Source organism: uncultured Cohaesibacter sp. (assembly GCF_963556055.3).
Lineage (GTDB): Bacteria > Pseudomonadota > Alphaproteobacteria > Rhizobiales > Cohaesibacteraceae > Cohaesibacter.
In genome coordinates this window covers 46,374-69,591 of sequence record NZ_CAUVYE020000019.1, presented here as the reverse complement: position 1 = coordinate 69,591, position 23,218 = coordinate 46,374, and the positions used below count along the sequence as shown (strand labels likewise).

Here is a 23,218-nt window from a genome sequence, read left to right as displayed (position 1 = left end):
CTTTAAACTAAAGTCTTAAACCGCAGAAATCAGCGATTCCTGCCAGATGTGTGGCAAAAAGAGGGTTTTTGCATGCTTGTTTTGCTTGCCACAATTTCGCGATTTTCCATGATTAATTGTCTCAAGATCTGCAAGAAAAACAGAAAAAAATTTTTTGAAAAAAAATGGATGCGAAGCGACTTATCAAGAGCAATTTGGGTTTTTCACAACCCCGGTGTTGTTCAAAGACGCTTCTGTCATGATGAAATCGGATCGGCATATGGCCTTGGCCACGGCTTTGTGTCACACCAGATAGAGGCCACAGAGATCCGTTCGAACTGTCGGATGGCCTGTATCCGATCGAAGCAATTCAGGTTTGGTCCCGTGTTGGTCGGGGTTAAAGTGAGCTTTGACAGGGAAAGGCCCGGATCTTGTTTGCCAGCATCATCAAAAAGCGTCATGCTGTGCGATGATATCAAGAAGGAAAGGAAACGGCATGGCAACAGTTGCCCTTGTCGATGATGATCGCAATATTTTGACATCAGTTTCGATCGCCTTGGAATCCGAAGGATACAAGGTCGATACCTACACCGATGGCGCTTCCGGTCTGGACGGCCTTTTGCATGCGCCGCCCGATCTTGCCATTCTGGACATCAAGATGCCGCGCATGGATGGCATGGAGCTGTTGCGGCGTTTGCGCCAGAAGACTGATCTTCCCGTAATCTTCCTCACCTCCAAGGATGATGAGATTGACGAATTGTTCGGTCTCAAGATGGGTGCGGATGATTTCATTCACAAACCCTTCTCCCAGCGCCTGCTCGTGGAGCGCGTCAAGGCGGTCTTGCGTCGTGCCCAGGCAAGAGAGACCGTGGTCAAGCAGGACGGACAAGGCAAAAAGACCGATCTGCTCGAGCGCGGGCTTTTGAGTATGGATCAGGAGCGCCATACCTGCTGCTGGAACGGAACTCCGGTAACGCTGACGGTTACCGAATTTCTTATCCTGTTCTCTCTGGCGCAACGTCCCGGCGTCGTAAAGAGCCGCAATGCCTTGATGGATGCGGCCTATGAAGATCAGGTCTATGTTGACGATCGCACGATTGATAGCCATATCAAGCGCCTGCGCAAGAAGTTCAAGGCGGTCGACGACAATTTCGACATGATCGAAACCCTCTATGGTGTCGGCTACCGGTTCCGCGAAGAATAGAGAGAAAGAGTTGCCCTCTGTGTTGGGGGGCATCGTCTGGATGGGTGGCCCGATGAGGGCTTGGTGCATCCGGGAGTGACAGCAGCGATTGTCTCGAAGGCCTCAACCGCGGGGGGCTCGGCGCTGATGGCATGCGCCCTTGTCTCCGCAAGGCTTCAAGCGCGTGGGTGATGGACAAGAAGAGGCACACGCGCTGGAGCGGGCGACGTGAACCGCCAGACTATAAAGAGACAAGCTGTAGCACATGAGGCAGATCCTATCCGGAGCCACCCCGGCAAAGAAAAAAGGCAAGGGAAAGAAGACGCGCTCCTTTCTGCGAGGGGTGCGAAAGCTGCTTTTTGGTCTGGCCACCTCGACAGTTTCTTCCTCGCTCACCCGCAGGATTGTGTTTCTCAATCTGACAGCCCTTGCCGTCCTTGTGATTGGCATCCTCTATCTCAATCAGTTTCGTGAGGGGCTGATTGATGCAAGGGTGCGGTCGTTGCTGACGCAGGGCAAGATCATCGCTGGCGCTGTTTCTGCCTCTGCTGCGCTTGATGTTGATGGCATAACCCTGCCAACCGAGAGATTGTTCGAGTTGCAGGCCGGGGAGAGCTTCACGCCGGCTGAAGACACGTTCGGATATTTTGATTTTCCCATCGATCCCGAGCGCACCGCCCCGATCCTGCGTGCCGCGATTTCACCCACCGACACGCGCGCCCGGGTTTACGATGTTGCGGGCAACCTTGTTGTTGACTCCAATCAGTTGCAATCAACCGGCATTCTGCGTTCCAACCTGCCCCCTCCCGAAGGAGAGGAAAAGATTGGCATCAGCGAGATCTGGAAGCGTTTCATGAACTGGCTGCGTCGTGCCGATCTCCCCCTTTACAAGGAATTGGGGGTGACCGACGGGCGCAGCTATCCGGAAGTTGCCATGGCTCTTGACGGGTCTGATGCGTCAATTGTCAGGGTCAATGAAAAAGGTCGGCTGATCGTATCGGTGGCCGTTCCCATCCAGCGTTCAAGGGTGATCGCCGGTGCGCTGCTGCTTTCCACCCGCGATGGTGACATCGACAAGATCGTTCAGGCCGAGCGCTGGGGTATCGTGCGGGTCTTTCTCATTGCCGCGCTCGTTACGGGAACCATGTCGATCCTTTTGGCCGGCACGATTGCCGGGCCGGTAAGACGGCTTTCCGAGGCAGCCGAGCGCGTGCGCCGTGGTGTGAAATTCCGTGAAGAGATACCCGACTTCTCCGACCGAAAAGATGAAATCGGCCATCTCAGCCAGTCCTTGCGCGACATGACAAACACGCTGTTTCAGCGAATGGATGCAATCGAGGCGTTTGCCGCCGATGTTTCCCATGAGCTGAAAAATCCGCTCACCTCCTTGCGCTCTGCGGTCGAAACCCTGCCCTTGGCCAAGAATGACAGCGCCCGCGAACGCCTGACCAATATCATTCAGCATGATGTGCGTCGGCTGGATCGGCTGATTTCTGACATTTCCGATGCGTCTCGGCTCGATGCGGAATTGGCTCGGCAGGAATCTCAGGCCATTGATCTGCATGCCCTGCTGGACACGATCGTCGCGATCCAGAATGAAATCGGTGGCAAGAGAGACACGCAAGTGACTTTGAAGACGGACAAGCCCCATTCCAAAAAGGCCGCAGCTTTCAAGGTGAATGGCAACGACAGCCGTCTCGGGCAGGTTTTTGTCAACCTCATCGACAATGCGCGCTCCTTCACCCCCGAAGGTGGGGAGGTCAGGGTCTGCTTGTCTCATGCTGCGCACTGGATCAAGGTGACCGTAGATGATGACGGACCCGGAATTCAGGCCGAAGATGTCAACCGGGTTTTCGAGCGCTTCTACACGGATCGGCCAACAGGCGAGGATTTCGGCCAGAATTCAGGGCTTGGCCTGTCTATTTCAAAGCAGATCGTTGAAGCCTATAATGGCGAGATCAGTGTGTCCAATCGTACGGAATTTGATGAGGAAACCGGAGAGGAAGTCGTCAAGGGAGCCCAATTCACGGTCTTGCTGCCGTCCATTTCTCCCGCATTGGCGTCAAAGAGTGATGCAAAGACGGATTGATCGGGCACAAGGTCGAGACTTTGCCTCGATCTGAGAACGGGACGCGAGGGATGAATGCCAGACCATTTTGAGCCTGATATCGATGAGACCGGTTCCGGACCGATCTTCAAGCTCCCATCAGGCATCGATCCGGATCTTGAAACATGCGTCATGCATGCTTCAGCGATTGTCATGGATCAGTTCGGTCTTCTTCTGCGCGGTGTCAGTGGCAGCGGAAAGTCGCTCTTGCAACGGTATTTGCGTGAGCGGGCCACCACTGAAGGGCTTTATTCGGCCCTGGTCAGCGATGATTATGTCAAGCTTGTTCGCCTGCCGGACAATGGCGCAGAGGGCATGCAGGAAGCGACTGCTCCCCCCCTTCTCGGTTTTGCGCCCACGGCAACTTATGGCTTGCAGGAGATAAGGGGCATTGGTGTCACAAGCGTAGGGCAAGACGAATGCCTGAGATATGCTGTCATGCATCTTCTCGTCGATCTGACACCGTCCGGGCAAATCAGGCGAATGCCCGCAAGAGAACAATGTCACACATCCTTGATGGGACATCTGATTCCCACCCTTGACGTGCCGCAACGTTCGGTGATTGAAGCCAGCGATCTGATTTTTGGCCTTCTATCCACATGGAAGGACCTGTCATGAAGGCAAGGCAATGAACTTTGGGCTTGCGTTCCCTTAACGAGTGGTGAAGATAGGACGAGTGGTCGGACCTGGCGGCTTGCCCCTGGGGCTTTGTCGTCTTGTTTGAACCAAAAAGGTGGAAATGCTCCAGCAAAAGGGAGAGCAGGCATATCATGATTGGTCTTGTCCTAGTAACGCATGGTCGATTGGCTGAAGAATTTCGTGCGGCTCTGGAGCATGTTGTTGGCCAGCAGGAGCAAATCGAGACGATCTGCATCGGTCCCGATGACGATATGGAACAGAGGCGTCAAGACATACTGGATGCGGTTGATGCGGTTGACAAGGGGCAGGGCGTCGTTCTCCTGACCGACATGTTTGGTGGAACACCGTCCAACATGGCGATTTCCGTCATGGATGAAGAGCGTATTGAAGTTCTTGCGGGCGTGAATCTGCCCATGCTGATCAAGCTCGCCAGTGTACGGGCCGACAGATCGCTTGAAGAGGCGGTTTCGGAGGCTTGCGAGGCCGGTCGCAAATATATCAACATTGCCAGCAAATTGCTTTCTGGCGAATGACCGCGATGACGTCTTGAGACTTTGCCAATCTCGGATCCCATTGCAAAAAGAGTGACGCTCTTCACCACAGGCAACCGGAACAGAATGAGTCGAAATCAAGAAGGTATCTGAATTTACGTGTCCCAGAATTCCGTTTCAGAAAGATTGTTCATTAAAAACAAGCGTGGTTTGCACGCACGCGCATCGGCCAAATTCGTTCAGATGGTAGATCGGTATGAGGCCACGGTTCTGGTCACCAAAGATGGCCAGACGGTCAGTGGCAATTCTATTATGGGTTTGATGATGCTGGCAGCCGCTCCCGGTTGCAGCATTGATGTCGTGGCCACGGGTGAGGATGCCGAGGCAGTGCTTCAGGCGCTGAATGATTTGATTGATGGCCGGTTCGGTGAAGACGAGTAGTCTTTGTCAAATCGCATTTTGTTGCATGCGTGCCTCAAAAAACAGGCTTGAAACACCTTTGCCTCATATTTCGTCACATTCCACAAGCTTCTTTCGCGGCCTGATATCCGTTTTTGCTGCATGCTTGGAATTTGGGTTTATTGGTGATTGAAAAGTAAATATAAAAACTATTAAAGTAAAACAAAAGAATAGAAAGCTTAAAATCAGCTTCTTGATTCTGTCATAAAAAATATTCAAAAGAAAAATAAAAGGCCTTTGAAGGCGCATAATTTCACAAAATCATTTGAACGCCAATATTTCATTGACGGCAATGGTCTGGAATTGTTAGATTTCGCGTTGTGATAAAAACTGGACCAACGGATTATGCGATTTGACTGATTTGTCGGTTCAGTTGGTGAATTTTATTCTTTTGGTGCGTCGGGGTGGTGTTTTTCGCTCGGCGCCGAATGCTGCTGCCTGAAAACCGGCTTGTGGTTCGGTTTGGGGTGGTTGACCAAAATTCCGTTATTGCCGACCGGGTGCGCCTTTCGATGCTCGGCGGCTGATCAAATTTGATATACCAATTCTGGAGGTTCAATCCCATGAAACGCCTTATGATCGCTGCGCTGATGCTTTCAGGCTCGGCTCTTACAGCACAGGCAGCTGACTGCGGCAAAATCACTATTGCTGACATGAACTGGAACTCGGCAACATTGATCGCCAACATTGATCGCTTCATCCTTGAGCATGGCTTTGGGTGTGAGGCTGAACTTGTTCCTGGTGATACCATGCCAACAGGTGCATCCATGACCGAGAAAGGCGAACCGGACATTGCACCGGAATTCTGGGTCAATGCCATGCGCGCTGCAATCGACAAGGGCGTGGAAGAGGGGCGTCTGGCTATCTCCGGCGTGTCTCTGACCGATGGCGGTGAAGAAGGTTTCTGGGTTCCTGCCTATATGGTCGAGAAAGACCCAAGCCTTGCGACGATTGAGGGTGTTCTCAAGAACGCCAAATTGTTCCCGCACCCGGAAGATGATTCCATCTCCGGTTTCTATGGCTGCCCGGCCGGTTGGAACTGCCAGATCAGTTCCGGCAACCTCTTCAAGGCTCTGAAATTGGACGAAGCTGGTTTTGAAATGGTCGATCCGGGTTCAGGTGCAGGCCTTGCCGGGGCCATCGCCAAGGCTTATGAACGGGGTGAAGGTTGGTTTGGCTACTACTGGGCGCCGACCGCTGTTCTTGGCCGCTACAAAATGGTCAAGGTCGATTTCGGCTCTGGCATTGATGAAAAAATGTTCCGCGGTTGCATCACTCAGGAAGATTGCACGGATCCAAAACCGACCATGTATCCGCCTTCCGAAGTGTGGACCGTCGTAACCAGTGAATTCGCCAAGGGCCATGATGACATCAACGCCTACCTCGCCAAACGGTCTTTCAAGAATGCTGACATGAACGGCTATCTCGCCTGGATGGAAGACAATCAGGCGAATGGTGAAGATGCTGCGGCCTACTTCCTGTCTGAAAATGAAGACAAATGGTCTGCATGGCTTCCAGCCGACATTGCTGCAAAAGTCAAAGAAGCAGTAGCAGGCCTGTAATTTCTGTAATCCCAACAGGGCTTTTCTCCCGAGCGGCACATGTCGCTCGGGTTCTTTCTTGAGAGGTCTGCTTTTCTGCCTTCAGTTATACTCTCTGACAGCAGACAAGTTGATTGACAAATTGAATTGAGGCAGTGAACAGGCTTTGAAAAAGCTTAAAAACAGATATCCGCTGTCTCGATGACATGATTGGAGACAATGAATGGCGGATGCGTCATGGCTAACCCAATTTCCCCAGCTAGATCGTCTTGATCTGCTGGCAATTCGCAAAACGCTCGATGGAGCCTACAAAGCGTTCTCACGCGAATATGGCGAAGCGATTGAAGGGTTTTTTCACCCTCTTTTATCCTTCCTGGTCTGGTTTGAAAAACTGCTGATCAACACGCCTTGGCCAATCATCATTCTGGTTATTGGTGCCATCGTCTATTTGGCAAGCCGGTCAGTGAAGCTTCTGATCGGTGTTGTCGCCGCACTACTCCTGATCGGAGTTTTCGGCATGTGGAAAGACACGATGGCAACGCTGTCCATGATCACGGTTTGCACTTTGCTCTCCATTGTGGTCGGTATTCCCATCGGCATTGGCATGGCCCGGTCTGACAGGTTCCAGAAGGTCATGACCCCGATTCTCGATGTCATGCAGACCATGCCAGCCTTTGTCTATCTTATCCCGGTTGTCATGCTGCTCGGGATCGGCAAGATTCCGGGGCTCATTTCGGTGGTGATCTATGCCATTCCCCCGGTTATTCGCCTGACCAACCTCGGCATTCGTCTGGTCGACAAGGAAGTTCTGGAAGCAGCGACCGCCTTCGGGGCCAATGGCCGTCAACGTCTCTTCAGCGTTCAGATCCCTCTTGCCATGCCCAACATCATGGCCGGCATCAACCAGACCATCATGATGGCCTTGGCGATGGTCGTTGTCGCATCCATGATCGGTGTCAAGGGCCTCGGACAGCCGGTGCTCAAATCCATTCAGAACCAGTATTTCACGCTAGGTTTGTTCAACGGTCTGGCGATTGTGGCCCTGGCGATTATTTTCGACCGTGTTTCTCAGGCTTATGCAAAACGGAGCCAGAAACACATGAAGGGAGCCCACTGATGAGTGAAACTCTTATTGAAGTTAAAGGGCTCTACAAACTGTTCGGACCTGAGCCTGAAAAACACATGCCTTTGGTACATCAAGGCCTGAGCAAGGACGAAATTCTCGCCAAGACCGGTCACACTCTGGGCTTGAAAGACATCAATTTGTCGATCAAGAAGGGTGAGATCTCTGTGATCATGGGCTTGTCCGGTTCCGGCAAGTCGACCCTGATCCGCCATTTCAACCGCCTTATCGATCCGACCGAAGGTCAGATCACCGTGGATGGTGTGGATGTCATGACCCTTTCACAGAAAGAGCTGGAGGACTTCCGTCGTCACAAAATGTCGATGGTGTTCCAGCGCTTTGGTCTGCTGCCTCATCGCACCGTTATTGACAATGTCGCCTTTGGCTTGAAAATTCAGGGCGTCAGCTCCAGCGAAGCAATGACAAGAGCGACCGAATGGCTGGCAACGGTTGGCCTGGCCGGTTATGAGAAGCAATATCCGGCACAGCTCTCGGGCGGGCAGCAACAGCGCGTCGGGCTGGCTCGTGCGCTGGCGACCAATGCCGACATCCTGTTGATGGATGAGGCCTTTTCAGCACTCGATCCCCTGATCCGGTCAGAGATGCAGGATCAACTGATCGAACTTCAGGAAAAACTGCACAAGACCATCATCTTCATCACCCATGATCTGGATGAAGCTCTGCGCCTTGGCAACAACATCGCCATCCTGAAGGATGGGGAGCTGGTTCAGGACGACAAACCGGAAGAAATTCTGCTCAATCCGGCAACCGACTATGTCGAGGCATTTGTCCGGGATGTGAACCGGGCCCGCGCCCTGACGGTTGAAACGGTGATGCAACCACAGACCTTCCGGATTACCGCCGATACCATCGCTGGTGCGCTCAAACAGATGCGGGCGCACAAGGATGAATATGCCTATCATGTGACAGACGATGGCTATCAGGGGACTCTGAGTCAGGAGAGCCTGGAAGAATATTATCAGGAAGACAAGACCGCCAAGCTCAGTGATGAGCATTATGAGGATTTGCCGTTCATTTCTCCCGCTGCCGCGCTTGAAGAAGTCTTGCCTGAAACCCTCGCTGCCGATTATCCGGTTCCTGTCGTGGATGAGGCAGGCCAGTTCCAGGGAACCCTGTCTCGTGATGCGCTTGCCGTGGTTCTGAGCCCTGAAAGCTCTGAAAGCACAGAGGAGAGCGAAGAAGACAGCGTTGAAAGAGCAACGAGCCCGATCTGAGCCGAGATTCTTCGCCTTTCATGAACCGAAAAGGGGTGTTCTGTCGGAACACCCCTTTTTCATGAAAAACAGGTTCGGAAGGAAGGTCTCGGAAATCAGCTTGCTTTCTTCGGTCCCAGATTGTTGCGCATCTGAACAAAGCGCATTGCCCTTTGGGAAGACGTAACGTCAAGATCCTTGAAGTGGGCAACCGCACGCCCGGCTTCCGCCAGCGACAGGTTGAGCTTTTCACACCGCAAAGCCATCAGCTTGGCAAAGGCAGCACTGCTTGTGCCAATTGACTTGCAAAGAATGGTGATCGGTTCGCCATTGGCCTGATAAAGCGCGTTGGAAACAACCGGCTCATTGAGTTCGGCGATCGCGGCAAGAAACAGAACGATGTCGCCCCCGCGATCCGCTTCGACAAGTCGAATGAGGCTTTCAGAGAGATCGGCCTTTCCTTCCTTGACGTCGGAAATGAGCAATTTGGTCTCGATCCTGCCATTCCTGCCAAGAAGGCTCTCGGCGGCCACTTTCCTTTTGGCGCCGTCAACCAGAGCACCGGCAAGCTCGGCATTCTTCTCGAACAATTGTGACAGGCGCTTTTTGCCTTCGTCGGGCAGCAGCGGCAACAGTTTTCTGGCTGCCTGCTCGGTGATATCGGGTCGTGAACACAGGTTATTCTGCAAGATGTCGTCACCGGAGGCATTGCTGACGAGGGTCTCAAAGCCCTTTTCGGTGATTTCAGCCCCTTTGTTCTGCGAAACCTTGTGCCAGACCGAGCGTCCGCCATTTTCAATCAGGGCATCGGTGACAACTCCGCTGAGGCTCTCCCTCTGGGCGATCTTTTCAAGGTGGGAATTTGGCAAGGTCTGGGACAGGGTGACGAAATCTTCGTCGGTCAGAACCGGGCTATGCTGAAGCATCGGTCCGGCAACCTGTACATCATCCTGCGCCAGCTTCATCGCGACATCGTTGGGAACGCTTGTCTGAGTGGCTGCGCGATTTGAGAATTCTGCCCGGCCTTCGAGTTCTACCTCGTTGAGCATTTTCATGACGATGTCGCGAAAAATCAGTGATTCCTGCTCGGTGTGATGTTCGGCACCATCAAAGAACAGGTCCGCCACACGGCCGAGCAGTTCACGTCTTTTGTCACTCGATTTTTCGCGCGCGAGATCTGAGATAGTGTCAATCATCGAAGCCTCATCTTACCGGTATTCCGTACCCGATTTTACCCTTTCCGCCCTAAAATTACGTTAACTGTGATCTTGTGGGCGGAAAGCAATAAAATTGGACAAGATAAAACGGAACTGATCTCTGTATTCGCTTGCATTGACAAGCATTACCAGGAAATTCGATCAATATTCTCCAGCTCAATCTGGCTTCCATCGTTGAATTCGATCGTTCCTACTGCGTCATCGGAAAGCAACAATTCTTCGCCGGTCCCCATCGAATAGGTTCCGGAAGAAAGGGTGATTGTCCAATCGACATTGAATTCGGTTGTCGAGGATCCATCTGTTGCAAGAATCTGCAAAGAGTCGGTCCAGTCGCCAGCCGCTCCACCATTGACTGTGTCGTTGCCGTCACCAACCAGATAGTAGAAGGTGTCATTGCCTTCACCGCCAGCCAGATAATCGTCACCTGCACCGCCTATGATATAGTCATCGCCAGAGCCGCCATAGATGGTGTCATTTCCAGCTTCGCCAAACAGGACGTCGCTATTCTCGCCGCCATAGATCGTGTCACTGCCGTCGCCGCCGTAAATCCAGTCGTTGCCCGCTTCACCATGAAGGGAGTCAGATCCGGCATTGCCATGAATGACATCATTGCCATCCTCGCCGTTGATGAAGTCATTGCCATCGCCACCGGAGATGGTGTCATTGTCATCGCCACCATAGATGTCATCATTGCCCAGGCCGCCGGAAATATTGTCTTCACCCACGCCGCCATAGACAATGTCATCTCCTCCGTTGGCCGAGATGGTGTCATTGCCGTCCAGACCGGAGATTTTGTCGACATCGTCCGACCCGGAAAGAGTATCGCCGTAATTGGTACCCGTCACGGTGTTGTATGTCGCCGAATCGTCTATATCGCCGACCTTGATGTCAAATGTCTGCGTATCGGACAGGCCGCCACTGTCCGTAACAGTCACATTGACCGAAACCTGCGCAGCTGCCTCATAGTCCAGACTGATGCCATCAACGAGCTTGAGAACCGTTTCGCCATCAACGGTAACCACCTCGAAGCGGGAATCGCTCACAGTGTAGCTGTAGGATTCTCCGACATCCGGGTCGGTCACGCTGAGGACTGCAATTTCGGCCCCTGCCTCGTTTTCAACGACACCATAACCTTCACTGTCGTTGATCTGGATATTGTCAATAAGCGTGCCAAAGCTGTTTTCGGAACCCACTTCGACAAAGCTGATCGTATTGGTGCCATCGCCGGATCCGGCGATCAGTTCCAGTGAGAAAGTCTGCCAACCCAAACCCTGTTCTGCCGGGTCGATGGTTGCAATCACCTCACCATTCCAAACAACTTGCACGACGCTTTGCCCAAGCGCTTCTTCCGCTGTCCCCGTTACGCCATCTCCATTCACGCCGCGGGATTTCAAGTCGATTGACAGAGTGTAGGTATCTCCGTCTTCAAGACCCTCCATTTCCCGGCTCAGGGTGCCGTTCGAGGACTCCGCCAAATCCACATGATAGTCGCCATCCGTTGCGCCAAGGCTCATATGCCCCGCTTCATGAATGTCGATATCGCTCTGGGTCCATCCATCGATATAGGCATCTTCAAACCAGCCCGTACCATCGCCACCATAGTGGGTGCCGCCATTGAAGATTTCGAAACTGCCGTTATAGAGGAAGTTGTACGAACCGCTGGCGCTGAGGGTTGGCCCTTCATTGACGTCATTGACCGTGACGACAATATTTTCCGAATAGGTGCCGCCATGATTATCGTCCGTGGTGACCGTGATGGTTACCGTGTCGGCAGCCTCATGGTCGAGCGAGACACCATCCTTGAGCTTGAGCACCATATTGCCGGTTTCGTCCTCGACCACTTCAAAGCGATCGTCCGAGACGGTGTAGCTGTGGTTGTCACTGGTATCCAAGTCGGTCGTCGTCAGTGTGCCGACGATTGCACCGGAGTCATTTTCATCAATCACATCGTTGCTGACAAAAATGGCAGTCGGAGCATCATTGGTGCCGGTTACCACGATATTGACTGTGGCTACCGAGGTGCTGCCGTTGCCGTCGTCTGCCTGATACTGGAAGCTGACTGTACGGCTTTCTCCCACGGCCAGATCATCAAAATCGGTGCCTGGATCAAAGCTCGATGCACCGTCGGACGACATGGTGACCGTGCCTTCGCTTGGCTGGCTAACCAGGCTGAAGGTAATTGAATCGCCATCGGGATCGGTTGCATAGGCATTGCCAGTCAGGATGGTGTTTTCAGATCCCGTAACGGTTCCACCATAAGCCGTGACCGCTTCATTGAGATCCGTGACATCAATGGTGAAGCTTTCCGAATGGGTGCCGCCATGACCATCATCCGTGGTGATGGAAACGGTGACGGTCGGCTCGCTCTCATGGTCGAGCGAGACGCCATCCTTGAGCTTGAGCACCATATTGCCAGAGCCATCATCGACAACCTCGAAGCGGGTGTCCGAGACGGTGTAGCTGTGATTGTCACTGGTGTCGGCATCGGTTGTGGTGACGGTTCCGATCACCGCGCCGCTTGCATCATTCTCGTCAACCGACGTGGCCGAGAGATCAACCGCAGTCGGCGCGTCATTGGTTCCGGTGACCACGATGGTGACGGTGCCGGTATCGGTCGAGCCATTGCCGTCATCGGCTGTGAAGTCGAAGGTGACGGTGCGGGTCTCGTCCACCGCCAGATCATCAAAGTCGGTACCCGGATCAAAGCTGTAGCTGCCATCCGCATTGAAGGTGACATGGCCCTCGGTTGGCTGGCCATCAAGGCTATAACTGATCGCATCGCCATCAAGGTCCGTGGCCGTGACCGAGCTTGACAGGGTCACATTCTCAGACGTGGTCTCGGCGGCGTCGCCTGCCGTAACCGCTTCATTGAGATCCGTGACATCAATGGTGAAGCTTTCCGAATGGGTGCCGCCATGGCCATCATCCGTGGTGATGGAAACGGTGACGGTCGGCTCGCTCTCATGGTCGAGCGAGACGCCATCCTTGAGTTTGAGCACCATATTGCCAGAGCCATCATCGACAACCTCGAAGCGGGTGTCCGAGACGGTGTAGCTGTGATTGTCACTGGTGTCGGCATCGGTTGTGGTGACGGTTCCGATCACCGCGCCGCTTGCATCATTCTCGTCAACCGACGTGGCCGAGAGATCAACCGCGGTCGGCGCGTCATTGGTACCGGTGACCACAATGGTAACGGTGCCGGTATCGGTCGAGCCATTGCCGTCATCGGCTGTGAAGTCGAAGGTGACGGTGCGGGTCTCGTCCACCGCCAGATCATCAAAGTCAGTACCCGGATCAAAGCTGTAGCTGCCATCCGCATTGAAGGTGACATGGCCCTCGGTTGGCTGGCCATCAAGGCTATAGCTGATCGCATCGCCATCAAGGTCCGTGGCCGTGACTGAGCTTGACAGGGTCACATTCTCAGACGTGGTCTCGGCGGCGTCGCCTGCCGTAACCGCTTCATTGAGATCCGTGACATCAATGGTGAAGCTTTCCGAATGGGTGCCGCTATGACCATCATCCGTGGTGATGGAAACGGTGACGGTCGGCTCGCTCTCATGGTCGAGCGAGACGCCATCCTTGAGCTTGAGCACCATATTGCCAGAGCCATCATCGACAACCTCGAAGCGGGTGTCCGAGACGGTGTAGCTGTGATTGTCACTGGTGTCGGCATCGGTTGTGGTGACGGTTCCGATCACCGCGCCGCTTGCATCATTCTCGTCAACCGACGTGGCCGAGAGATCAACCGCAGTCGGCGCGTCATTGGTTCCGGTGACCACGATGGTGACGGTGCCGGTATCGGTCGAGCCATTGCCGTCATCGGCTGTGAAGTCGAAGGTGACGGTGCGGGTCTCGTCCACCGCCAGATCATCAAAGTCGGTACCCGGATCAAAGCTGTAGCTGCCATCCGCATTGAAGGTGACATGGCCCTCGGTTGGCTGGCCATCAAGGCTATAACTGATCGCATCGCCATCAAGGTCCGTGGCCGTGACCGAGCTTGACAGGGTCACATTCTCAGACGTGGTCTCGGCGGCGTCGCCTGCCGTAACCGCTTCATTGAGATCCGTGACATCAATGGTGAAGCTTTCCGAATGGGTGCCGCCATGGCCATCATCCGTGGTGATGGAAACGGTGACGGTCGGCTCGCTCTCATGGTCGAGCGAGACGCCATCCTTGAGTTTGAGCACCATATTGCCAGAGCCATCATCGACAACCTCGAAGCGGGTGTCCGAGACGGTGTAGCTGTGATTGTCACTGGTGTCGACATCGGTTGTGGTGACGGTTCCGATCACCGCGCCGCTTGCATCATTCTCGTCAACCGACGTGGCCGAGAGATCAACCGCAGTCGGCGCGTCATTGGTTCCGGTGACCACGATGGTGACGGTGCCGGTATCGGTCGAGCCATTGCCGTCATCGGCTGTGAAGTCGAAGGTGACGGTGCGGGTCTCGTCCACCGCCAGATCATCAAAGTCGGTACCCGGATCAAAGCTGTAGCTGCCATCCGCATTGAAGGTGACATGGCCCTCGGTTGGCTGGCCATCAAGGCTATAACTGATCGCATCGCCATCAAGGTCCGTGGCCGTGACCGAGCTTGACAGGGTCACATTCTCAGACGTGGTCTCGGCGGCGTCGCCTGCCGTAACCGCTTCATTGAGATCCGTGACATCAATGGTGAAGCTTTCCGAATGGGTGCCGCCATGGCCATCATCCGTGGTGATGGAAACGGTGACGGTCGGCTCGCTCTCATGGTCGAGCGAGACGCCATCCTTGAGTTTGAGCACCATATTGCCAGAGCCATCATCGACAACCTCGAAGCGGGTGTCCGAGACGGTGTAGCTGTGATTGTCACTGGTGTCGACATCGGTTGTGGTGACGGTTCCGATCACCGCGCCGCTTGCATCATTCTCGTCAACCGACGTGGCCGAGAGATCAACCGCGGTCGGCGCGTCATTGGTACCGGTGACCACGATGGTGACGGTGCCGGTATCGGTCGAGCCATTGCCGTCATCGGCTGTGAAGTCGAAGGTGACGGTGCGGGTCTCGTCCACCGCCAGATCATCAAAGTCAGTACCCGGATCAAAGCTGTAGCTGCCATCCGCATTGAAGGTGACATGGCCCTCGGTTGGCTGGCCATCAAGGCTATAGCTGATCGCATCGCCATCAAGGTCCGTGGCCGTGACTGAGCTTGACAGGGTCACATTCTCAGACGTGGTCTCGGCGGCGTCGCCTGCCGTAACCGCTTCATTGAGATCCGTGACATCAATGGTGAAGCTTTCCGAATGGGTGCCGCCATGGCCATCATCCGTGGTGATGGAAACGGTGACGGTCGGCTCGCTCTCATGGTCGAGCGAGACGCCATCCTTGAGTTTGAGCACCATATTGCCAGAGCCATCATCGACAACCTCGAAGCGGGTGTCCGAGACGGTGTAGCTGTGATTGTCACTGGTGTCGACATCGGTTGTGGTGACGGTTCCGATCACCGCGCCGCTTGCATCATTCTCGTCAACCGACGTGGCCGAGAGATCAACCGCAGTCGGCGCGTCATTGGTTCCGGTGACCACGATGGTGACGGTGCCGGTATCGGTCGAGCCATTGCCGTCATCGGCTGTGAAGTCGAAGGTGACGGTGCGGGTCTCGTCCACCGCCAGATCATCAAAGTCGGTACCCGGATCAAAGCTGTAGCTGCCATCCGCATTGAAGGTGACATGGCCCTCGGTTGGCTGGCCATCAAGGCTATAACTGATCGCATCGCCATCAAGGTCCGTGGCCGTGACTGAGCTTGACAGGGTCACATTCTCAGACGTGGTCTCGGCGGCGTCGCCTGCCGTAACCGCTTCATTGAGATCCGTGACATCAATGGTGAAGCTTTCCGAATGGGTGCCGCCATGACCATCATCCGTGGTGATGGAAACGGTGACGGTCGGCTCGCTCTCATGGTCGAGCGAGACACCATCCTTGAGCTTGAGCACCATATTGCCAGAGCCATCATCGACAACCTCGAAGCGGGTGTCCGAGACGGTGTAGCTGTGATTGTCACTGGTGTCGGCATCGGTTGTGGTGACGGTTCCGATCACCGCGCCGCTTGCATCATTCTCGTCAACCGACGTGGCCGAGAGATCAACCGCAGTCGGCGCGTCATTGGTTCCGGTGACCACGATGGTGACGGTGCCGGTATCGGTCGAGCCATTGCCGTCATCGGCTGTGAAGTCGAAGGTGACGGTGCGGGTCTCGTCCACCGCCAGATCATCAAAGTCGGTACCCGGATCAAAGCTGTAGCTGCCATCCGCATTGAAGGTGACATGGCCCTCGGTTGGCTGGCCATCAAGGCTATAACTGATCGCATCGCCATCAAGGTCCGTGGCCGTGACCGAACCTTCAAGATGTCCATTTTCCGAAACCGTCTCTTTGGCATCCTCGGCTGTGACCGGTTGATTGCCTGTGTCGGATGAAGCTTGCTGGTCTTGTTGGGGAGCCGCAGCCCCGCCGGATGCGGACGAAGAGCTATCGCTGGCATTCTGGAAATTGGGCAGTATGCTTGCGTCATTGCCATCGGGCAGCGGAGCGGCCTGAGAGGAGGAGAGAGGCGTTCCATTATTGATTGAAAGCGTTTCGGAGGAAGGGCTCAGACCGATCTCGCCGTCCGGTGCTGACAAACCGGATGAAGAGTTGGCCGAACCGTCAGGGGCGCTTGGCTTGCTTGCCGAAGAATATTGTTGATCAGAGGCAACCGGCTCGGAAGACGTCGAGTTGATACCAACCCCAGCATGTCCGTTCTGGGCCTGGGAAATCAGAACTTCCTCTTCACTCGAAAGACCGTAATGCAAGTTTGGGTTCAGGATGTCCTGACGGAAGGCGGTGCGGTCTCCGGTATCATAATCGCTCGCCTGTTTGTCAGCCTCAGCCTTTTGCAGGGTCTGTTGAACGCGGTTCGCTTCATATTTCGCCAGATTGGTATCGAGTTTAATGTCGGAGCTTTTGGTGTCAGCCATCGCCTTGATCCTAAAAAGAAGGGTCCGAAACAATCGGACATTTGGCGTTGACGCTATAATATGTCTTGTTAATCCGCCCTTTCTCAAAGTGGTTACGTTTCAGTAAAGGCGTCTGTTTTTGGCCTGGTTCGCTTCAAAAATGACCAAAAATTGCAAGTTTGGTTAAGAAAAGATCAAGAGACTTGGCGTCATATAGAAGATCTAGGGGATGAAACGGGCCGGAACTCTTTCGGAGCCGTGCATTTGGGTGCGTGTGAACCTGTGACAAGGTCACCAATGATAAAAGAGCAAGTCAAATATGGCTGGTATCAAGTCTGAATCGTCAGAAGGACTCTACGCATCTGCGAGAAAAAGGCTGTTGCGACTTCAAACGGTCTTTCAACCTCCTCGCTCGATGCAGCAGACTTGGTTCGCCCATCTTGTTCGCGTACCGAAACGAATTATGGCGGCCTCCTTCGTGATCAACATGCTGGGATTGGGCATGCCTCTGGTCATCCTGCAAATCTATGACAGGATCATCCCGAACCTGTCCTATTCAACCTTGTTTTACCTGCTGGGCGGGCTGTTCATCGTCATGGTGATCGATACGCTTCTGAAGGTCGTTCGCTCCCATATTTCCGGCTGGTCTTCCTCATATATTGACTATGTTTCAGGGGTGGAAGCCATCCGGCGCGTGTTGCAGGCAACTCCTGACGAGGTCGAGAAGGAAGCCGCCAGCACCCATATCGACCGGATGAACGCCCTTTCGATTACGGCCCGCATGTTTGCCGGTCCGGCCCGCATGGGCATTGTTGACCTGCCTTTCATCTTCATTTTTCTTGGAGTCATGGCCATTGTAAGCCCGACCATTGCCTTGCTGCTGCTGGGGCTTTTTTCCGTTTTTGCCTGGCGTCTTCTGGTCAGGGCGCGAGAAATTCAGGACTTGCAGGATGAGCGGCAGCAGCTGGATCGGCGCAAATATGACTTCGTGATCGAAGCGCTCTCTGGCATCGAGGCGATCAAGACGATGTCTTGCGAGCCACAAATGATGCGCCGTTATGAGCGATTGCAGGAATCCATCGCCGTTGCTTTTCATCATTCGGTAAAAATCGACGGAGCGACCCAATCGCTCAGCGCCGCCTTTGCTTCGGTCACCATGGTCACCATTGTCTCGAGTGGTGCATTGCTTGTCATCGAAGGCTCTCAATCCATCGGTTCACTTGCCTGTTGTCTGCTGCTCGGAGGGCGTGCCGTGGAGGTTCTTGTGCGCTCGGTCCGGTCCTGGAGCGAACTCAGCAACTTCGATCTGGTCAAGGAAAATGTCGATGCCCTTCTCTCGATCAACTCCGACCCCGACAGGGTGGTTGAAAAGACAGAGCTGGCATCAGGCGAGATCGTGCTGGACAAGGTGGTCATGACTTTCCGAAACCGCGAAAACGACCGCTCCTATGTCATGTCTCAGCACATACCCAATGGCTCGATCATCGGCATCAAGGGCAACCTTGCGCGAGACGATCATTTTCTGCTGAGGTTGCTGCGTGCCAAGGCGCTGCCTGACGGGGGAACGATCCGCTTTGGTGGCAAGCCTGTCAAGGACCTCGTTCAGAGCGACCTCACCGGCTCCATTGCTTATGTGCCGAACAGTCCCGCGATTTTCAGTGGCACCATTCTTGAGAATCTGACCCTGTTCGATCCGCGCGAAGGGCTGCAAAATGCCAGATATGCCGCTCAACTGATCGGCCTTGAGAGCGATATCCAATTGCTGCCTCAGGGCTATGACATGCCGTTGGGCACCGCCGGCAACGAAACCCTGCCACCCAGTTTTCGCCAACGGATATGCATCGCCAGGGCCATTGCCCAAAAGCCGCGCATTCTCATTCTGGAAGAGGCAAATGCGCTTCTGGATCAACGTGCCGACAATTTGCTGAAAAAGGGGCTTGAACAGCTGCGTGGCGAAATGACCATCATTTTCCTGTCCAACCGGCCGTCCTTTCTGGCCATCGCAGACAGGCAGCTCGTTTTGAAGGACGGCGCCTTGCAGATCCATGAGCCACCAGCACAACAAAAGCCGGCAACGGATGAAAAGTCTGACGCGATGGAGCCCAAGAGGGCTTCTGCCATGGAGAAATCCGCATGAGTGATGATTTTTCAGACAGGGACACAAAAGGGGCACCAGCGTTGAAGGAACCGGGTAGATCCCACGGAGCATGCACAGGGCAGAATGGCTCTCCATTCCAGTCTACGCCGACCTTTGCCGCCAAACCGATTCCGCCAGCAGAGCGAAGCAACCGGGGCAAGCGACGCTCGAGCCCCATGCTGCTCAAGAGCTCTCTGGAGACAAAAAAGCCGGTTGAGAGTTTGGCCGAAGCTTCCCGCATGGCCAAGGATGGCGAGATCAACCTCACCGAGCTTGCGCAATTCTCTCAGGATCACCATTTGTCCGAAACGCCGGGTTCAGAGCAGCCGCAATCCGAAGTGCGCGAACCTCAAATCGCAGAGGATGAGCCCGTGCCGTTTTCCGATTTCGAAGTTCGGCTGGGCATCAAGGAAAGATGGTCGGGGATTGATTACAGGAGTTCTGCCGGACGCTGCGTTCAGGTCCTGCTTGCTCTTCATGGCTGGGGCGGTGGCGGACGTCATCTTGCGCAGGTTCTGCCACATTTCAACACGGTTCATGATCTCACGGGCCTGAGGGCCGTTCTGACCCGACTGAATTTTGTCGCCATATCCGATGAGCAGCGTCTTTCCTCGCTATCGGTGGAAAAACTGCCCTGCCTGTATCAGGATGCCGAGGGAACGGTTCGCATCCTGCTGTCGATCAATCACGCTGACAAGACGATAAACTGTTTCAATGGGGCGACAGGAAACGAAGAGACGATAACCTGCAACAAGCAGCCGGAAGTGGTGTATGTGATCAAGCCGCTTGATATTGCCAACCGGACCAGATTCGTACAGTCCTTCGGCTGGGTCATGCATGCGGCGAGTTCCTTCCGAAAGCTCTTTTTCTCCTTGTTCGTGATCAACTTCGGCATCAACCTCGCCGCCATGGCCGTTCCTATCTTCATCATGTCGGTCTATGGTTATGCGATTCCCTCCAAGGCACCCAGTAGCCTCATCATGTTTCTGGTGGGGATTGGTCTGGTTATCGCTGCCGATTTTTCGCTCCGCGCCTTGCGAACCCGCATTCTCGCCTATATCGGAGCCCGCTTTGATACCGCCTTGTCCGTCGAGGTGTTCCAGCGATTGCTGTATCTGCCCTATACCATGGTCCAGAATGCCTCCATGGGTTCCCAGCTCGCCCGCCTGCGCCAGTTTGAAAAGCTGAGGGAGATTTTCCTTGGCTCTTTTGGCACCGCGGTCCTGGATCTTCCCTTCGTGATGGTCTTCATCACGGCGATTGCCATTATCGGGGGCTGGATTGCAGCAATCCCTGCCATCCTTGTCGTTTGCTACGTGATCCTGGCTGCGGTTACAATCCCGATTGCAAAACGCCAGACGATGCAATCAGGTGACGCCAAGTCCAAGAAGCAGAATATCATGATGGAGCTTTTCCTCATGCATCGCGAAATCCGCAATGTGGGCGGAGAGGCCATTTGGCAGAAGCGTTATGAGGATGCTGCGGCCAGCTTTGCAGCCCTTGATTTCAGGGCACAGCATTTTTCGCGGCAGGTGCAGACCATCAGTCAGACCCTGTCCATGGCGGCAGGCGTATCGACCCTGGGGGTCGGCACGCTCATGGTCATGTCGGGGGATCTAGGTGTCGGAGGTCTGATTGCCATCATGGCCCTGATCTGGCGGGTGCTGGCTCCCTTGCAGAACGCTTTCTTGAGCCTCTCTCGTGTCGGCAAGCTGATCGAAGCCATAAGAATGGTCAACAATCTGATGCGCACTCAGCCAGAGCGCACTCCCGGTGTCATTCCAAGCATATCGCGCAAATTCGCAGGCCATATTTCGACGAAGAATCTGTCCTTCCGGTATCCCAAGGCCGCTGATGCAGCGATCAAGAGCGCCAATATTGTCATCAATCCCGGCGAAGTGGTTGCCATCACAGGTCCAAGCGGTGGCGGTAAGTCCACGCTTCTGAAACTGCTGGCAGGCCTCTATCGACCTGTCGCCGGTGCCGTTGGCTTTGATCATCTGGACATTCGGCAAATCGATCTGAGCGAGCTTCGCTTTGAAATAAGCTATCAGCCTGACAGTGCGACATTTTTCTATGGAACCGTGGAACAGAATTTCCATCTCAATGATCCGGAAACCGGCCGTGAGAAAATGCAGGAACTGATGGATTTCTTCAATATCGAACCGGATCATCCCGACCTGCCGGAGGGGCTGCAAACGCGCCTGAAGGCTGAGAATGTGCACAAGATGACCGATATTCTGAAGCAGAAATTGCTGCTCTGCCGCAGCTTCAGCAAGAAGGCATCCTATTATTTTCTCGACGAGCCAGCCAACTATCTGGACTTTGAAACGGACAGGAAATTCATCACCTATCTGGAAAGCCTCCGGGGAGATGCCACGATCCTCTTTACCACTCAAAGACCAAGCCACATGAAGATCGCGGATCGGATTCTGGTCATTCATGAAGGTCAGGTCATTCTCAACGGCCCGCCTGATCAGGTCTTGCCTCAGCTGGACGCCTTCAACAAATCGGTGGCATAGGACTGATATTTTCTGTCAACGTCTTTTAGGCAAGGATGTATTAACTCAAAATCGCTATTTTTATCGATATGGATCTGCGCTGACGCGCGATCTGTCCTGTTTGAGCGAATTCGGGGGCGTCAGGCAATCTCTGGTGCTTGTGTTCAGGTGGAGTGGAAGAGCATTGTCCTTGATGGTCTTCAAATGCGGTGTGTCTTTGCTCAAGGTTGAGTTCGGTGAAGTTTTTTGCGTCCAAAAATGACGGTCTTGATGCCAAGACCCTGACACTGCCGTTGGCGCTGGAAGCCGAACAGCCTCCCCAGCTGTTTGCCTATGTGGTGACAGGTTGTTTCATTTTCCTTGGCGCATTCGTCATCTGGGCCTTTGTCACGTCCGTGCTTGAAGTCACCCACGCAACGGGCCAGATCCAGCCTCAAGGCTCGGTGCAAACCATCCAGCATCTGGAAGGTGGGTATATCGACAAGATTCTTGTATCCGAGGGTGATCGTGTTCTGGCCGGGCAGCCGATTGTCCGCCTGCGTCCGACCGCAACCGAAAGTGAGCGGGATCAACTGGCTATTCGTGCCGCTTCCCTGCGCATGTCTCAGGCGAGTCTGGAAGCTCTCATCAACGAGCAGGAGATTGTCAATCTGGGTCGCGACGCGAGCCTCTATGTCGAGATCGCCCAATCCAAGCTCGGCGTATTCCTTTCTGAAAAAGAGCGGATCGAACGGGAGCTTGCCAAATACGGCTCACAGCTGGCGCGCAGGAAAGCGGAATATAACGCCGCTCTTTCCGAGCATAAAAGTTCGGTCAAGCGGGTCGAGATTGCCAAGGAACAATATGAGATTCTGGCAGGCTTGCTCAAACAGCAATATGCCTCGCGCCGCTCGGTTCTGGAAGCCGAAGCCGCGCTCGAAGAAGCGCGATCTCGCCTCTATTCCCTTGATGGGAAGATTTCGACCACCCGCGAACAGGTCAGAGAGGCCCAGATCCAGCTTGATGAGGCCCGTGCCAAGATCTTTTCTGATCTGGCCAAGGAAAAAAGCGAAAATGCAACGGAACTGGCAGAGGTTGACCGGTTGCTGACCAAACAGCAGGATCGCGTGCAAAGCCTTGATCTGGTCGCACCAACCAACGGCATCGTGCAGGAACTGCCGATCAATACCATCGGCGCCGTTGTGCGGTCTGGTGAAGTGGTGGCCCGCATTGTTCCCGATGATCGCAATATCCTTGCCGAAGTGCGTGTCAAACCGAAAGACATTGGCCATATCCATCAGGGTGCCGATGCCAAGGTGACCATCTCAACCTTCGATCCTTATGTCTTTGGATCGCTTGAGGGCAAGGTCAAGACGATTTCGGCCACCTCTTTTGAGGATGAAAAGGACAAGCAGCCTTACTTCAAGGTTCAGATCGCTCTCGATACCAACGAATTCAAGCGCAAGGGCATGTCCTATCCTGTTTTGCCTGGCATGGTCGTGACAGCAGACATCGTTACCGGCTCCAAGTCATTGGCGCGTTATCTGCTCAAACCCGTCTACCGGTCCATGGATGTTGCTTTCTCTGAACGCTAGAGTTGCAAGAACGCGCTTCTTGTTCTCAGGGTTTTTCTCCGGTCCCGATCTGGACAAATAGATGTTGTCCTACATCAAAACAGGC

13 protein-coding genes are annotated in these 23,218 nt (G+C 54.2%); 11 read left to right on the top strand and 2 right to left on the bottom strand.

Features of this window, described 5'->3' with window-relative positions; all coding sequences use genetic code 11:
* Nucleotides 1–475 precede the first annotated feature (475 nt).
* The 8 genes from ACHZB8_RS13775 to ACHZB8_RS13740 all read left to right on the top strand — a co-directional run bounded on the left by ACHZB8_RS13775 (nt 476) and on the right by ACHZB8_RS13740 (nt 8,757).
* On the top strand, nt 476–1,183 hold the full coding sequence (locus ACHZB8_RS13775; RefSeq protein ID WP_316861159.1) for a response regulator transcription factor: 708 nt from the start codon (nt 476–478) through the stop codon (nt 1,181–1,183).
* 244 nt (nt 1,184–1,427) lie between these two features.
* Nucleotides 1,428–3,251, top strand: coding sequence for a sensor histidine kinase (locus ACHZB8_RS13770; protein WP_316861157.1), 1,824 nt, complete (start codon nt 1,428–1,430; stop codon nt 3,249–3,251).
* 54 nt (nt 3,252–3,305) lie between these two features.
* Complete coding sequence (locus ACHZB8_RS13765; protein WP_316861155.1) at nt 3,306–3,887, top strand: hypothetical protein; 582 nt, start codon at nt 3,306–3,308, stop codon at nt 3,885–3,887.
* 152 nt (nt 3,888–4,039) lie between these two features.
* Entirely contained in the window at nt 4,040–4,441 is a 402-nt protein-coding gene (locus tag ACHZB8_RS13760) for a PTS sugar transporter subunit IIA (RefSeq protein ID WP_316861153.1), read from the top strand.
* 111 nt (nt 4,442–4,552) lie between these two features.
* Complete coding sequence (locus ACHZB8_RS13755; protein WP_394706200.1) at nt 4,553–4,840, top strand: HPr family phosphocarrier protein; 288 nt, start codon at nt 4,553–4,555, stop codon at nt 4,838–4,840.
* A gap of 581 nt (nt 4,841–5,421) precedes the next feature.
* The gene (locus tag ACHZB8_RS13750) at nt 5,422–6,420 is read left to right on the top strand and encodes an ABC transporter substrate-binding protein (protein WP_316861149.1); all 999 of its coding nucleotides are present in this window, start codon (nt 5,422–5,424) and stop codon (nt 6,418–6,420) included.
* 202 nt (nt 6,421–6,622) lie between these two features.
* Nucleotides 6,623–7,516 carry a proline/glycine betaine ABC transporter permease gene (locus ACHZB8_RS13745; RefSeq protein WP_316861147.1) on the top strand — a complete coding sequence of 298 codons (894 nt, stop codon included), beginning with the start codon at nt 6,623–6,625 and terminating at the stop codon, nt 7,514–7,516.
* Entirely contained in the window at nt 7,516–8,757 is a 1,242-nt protein-coding gene (locus tag ACHZB8_RS13740; protein ID WP_316861145.1) for a glycine betaine/L-proline ABC transporter ATP-binding protein, read from the top strand. Before ACHZB8_RS13745 ends, ACHZB8_RS13740 begins: the two co-directional genes overlap by 1 nt.
* Nucleotides 8,758–8,852: 95 nt before the next feature.
* Here the strand turns inward: ACHZB8_RS13740 and ACHZB8_RS13735 are convergent, their stop codons facing one another.
* Nucleotides 8,853–9,932: a DUF2336 domain-containing protein gene (locus ACHZB8_RS13735; protein WP_316861144.1), complete on the bottom strand. Its 1,080-nt coding sequence runs from the start codon at nt 9,930–9,932 to the stop codon at nt 8,853–8,855.
* Between the two features lie 146 nt (nt 9,933–10,078).
* Nucleotides 10,079–16,942: an Ig-like domain-containing protein gene (locus ACHZB8_RS13730; RefSeq protein WP_316861143.1), complete on the bottom strand. Its 6,864-nt coding sequence runs from the start codon at nt 16,940–16,942 to the stop codon at nt 10,079–10,081.
* 442 nt (nt 16,943–17,384) lie between these two features.
* Here ACHZB8_RS13730 and ACHZB8_RS13725 point away from each other — a divergent pair, with 442 nt between their 5' ends.
* The 3 genes from ACHZB8_RS13725 to ACHZB8_RS13715 all read left to right on the top strand — a co-directional run bounded on the left by ACHZB8_RS13725 (nt 17,385) and on the right by ACHZB8_RS13715 (nt 23,133).
* Complete coding sequence (locus ACHZB8_RS13725) at nt 17,385–19,058, top strand: ABC transporter transmembrane domain-containing protein (protein WP_316861142.1); 1,674 nt, start codon at nt 17,385–17,387, stop codon at nt 19,056–19,058.
* Nucleotides 19,055–21,580 (top strand): ABC transporter transmembrane domain-containing protein, encoded by a 2,526-nt coding sequence (locus ACHZB8_RS13720; RefSeq protein ID WP_316861141.1) that lies wholly within the window; start codon nt 19,055–19,057, stop codon nt 21,578–21,580. Before ACHZB8_RS13725 ends, ACHZB8_RS13720 begins: the two co-directional genes overlap by 4 nt.
* Nucleotides 21,581–21,795: 215 nt before the next feature.
* Nucleotides 21,796–23,133 (top strand): HlyD family type I secretion periplasmic adaptor subunit, encoded by a 1,338-nt coding sequence (locus tag ACHZB8_RS13715; RefSeq protein ID WP_316861139.1) that lies wholly within the window; start codon nt 21,796–21,798, stop codon nt 23,131–23,133.
* Nucleotides 23,134–23,218 lie beyond the last annotated feature (85 nt).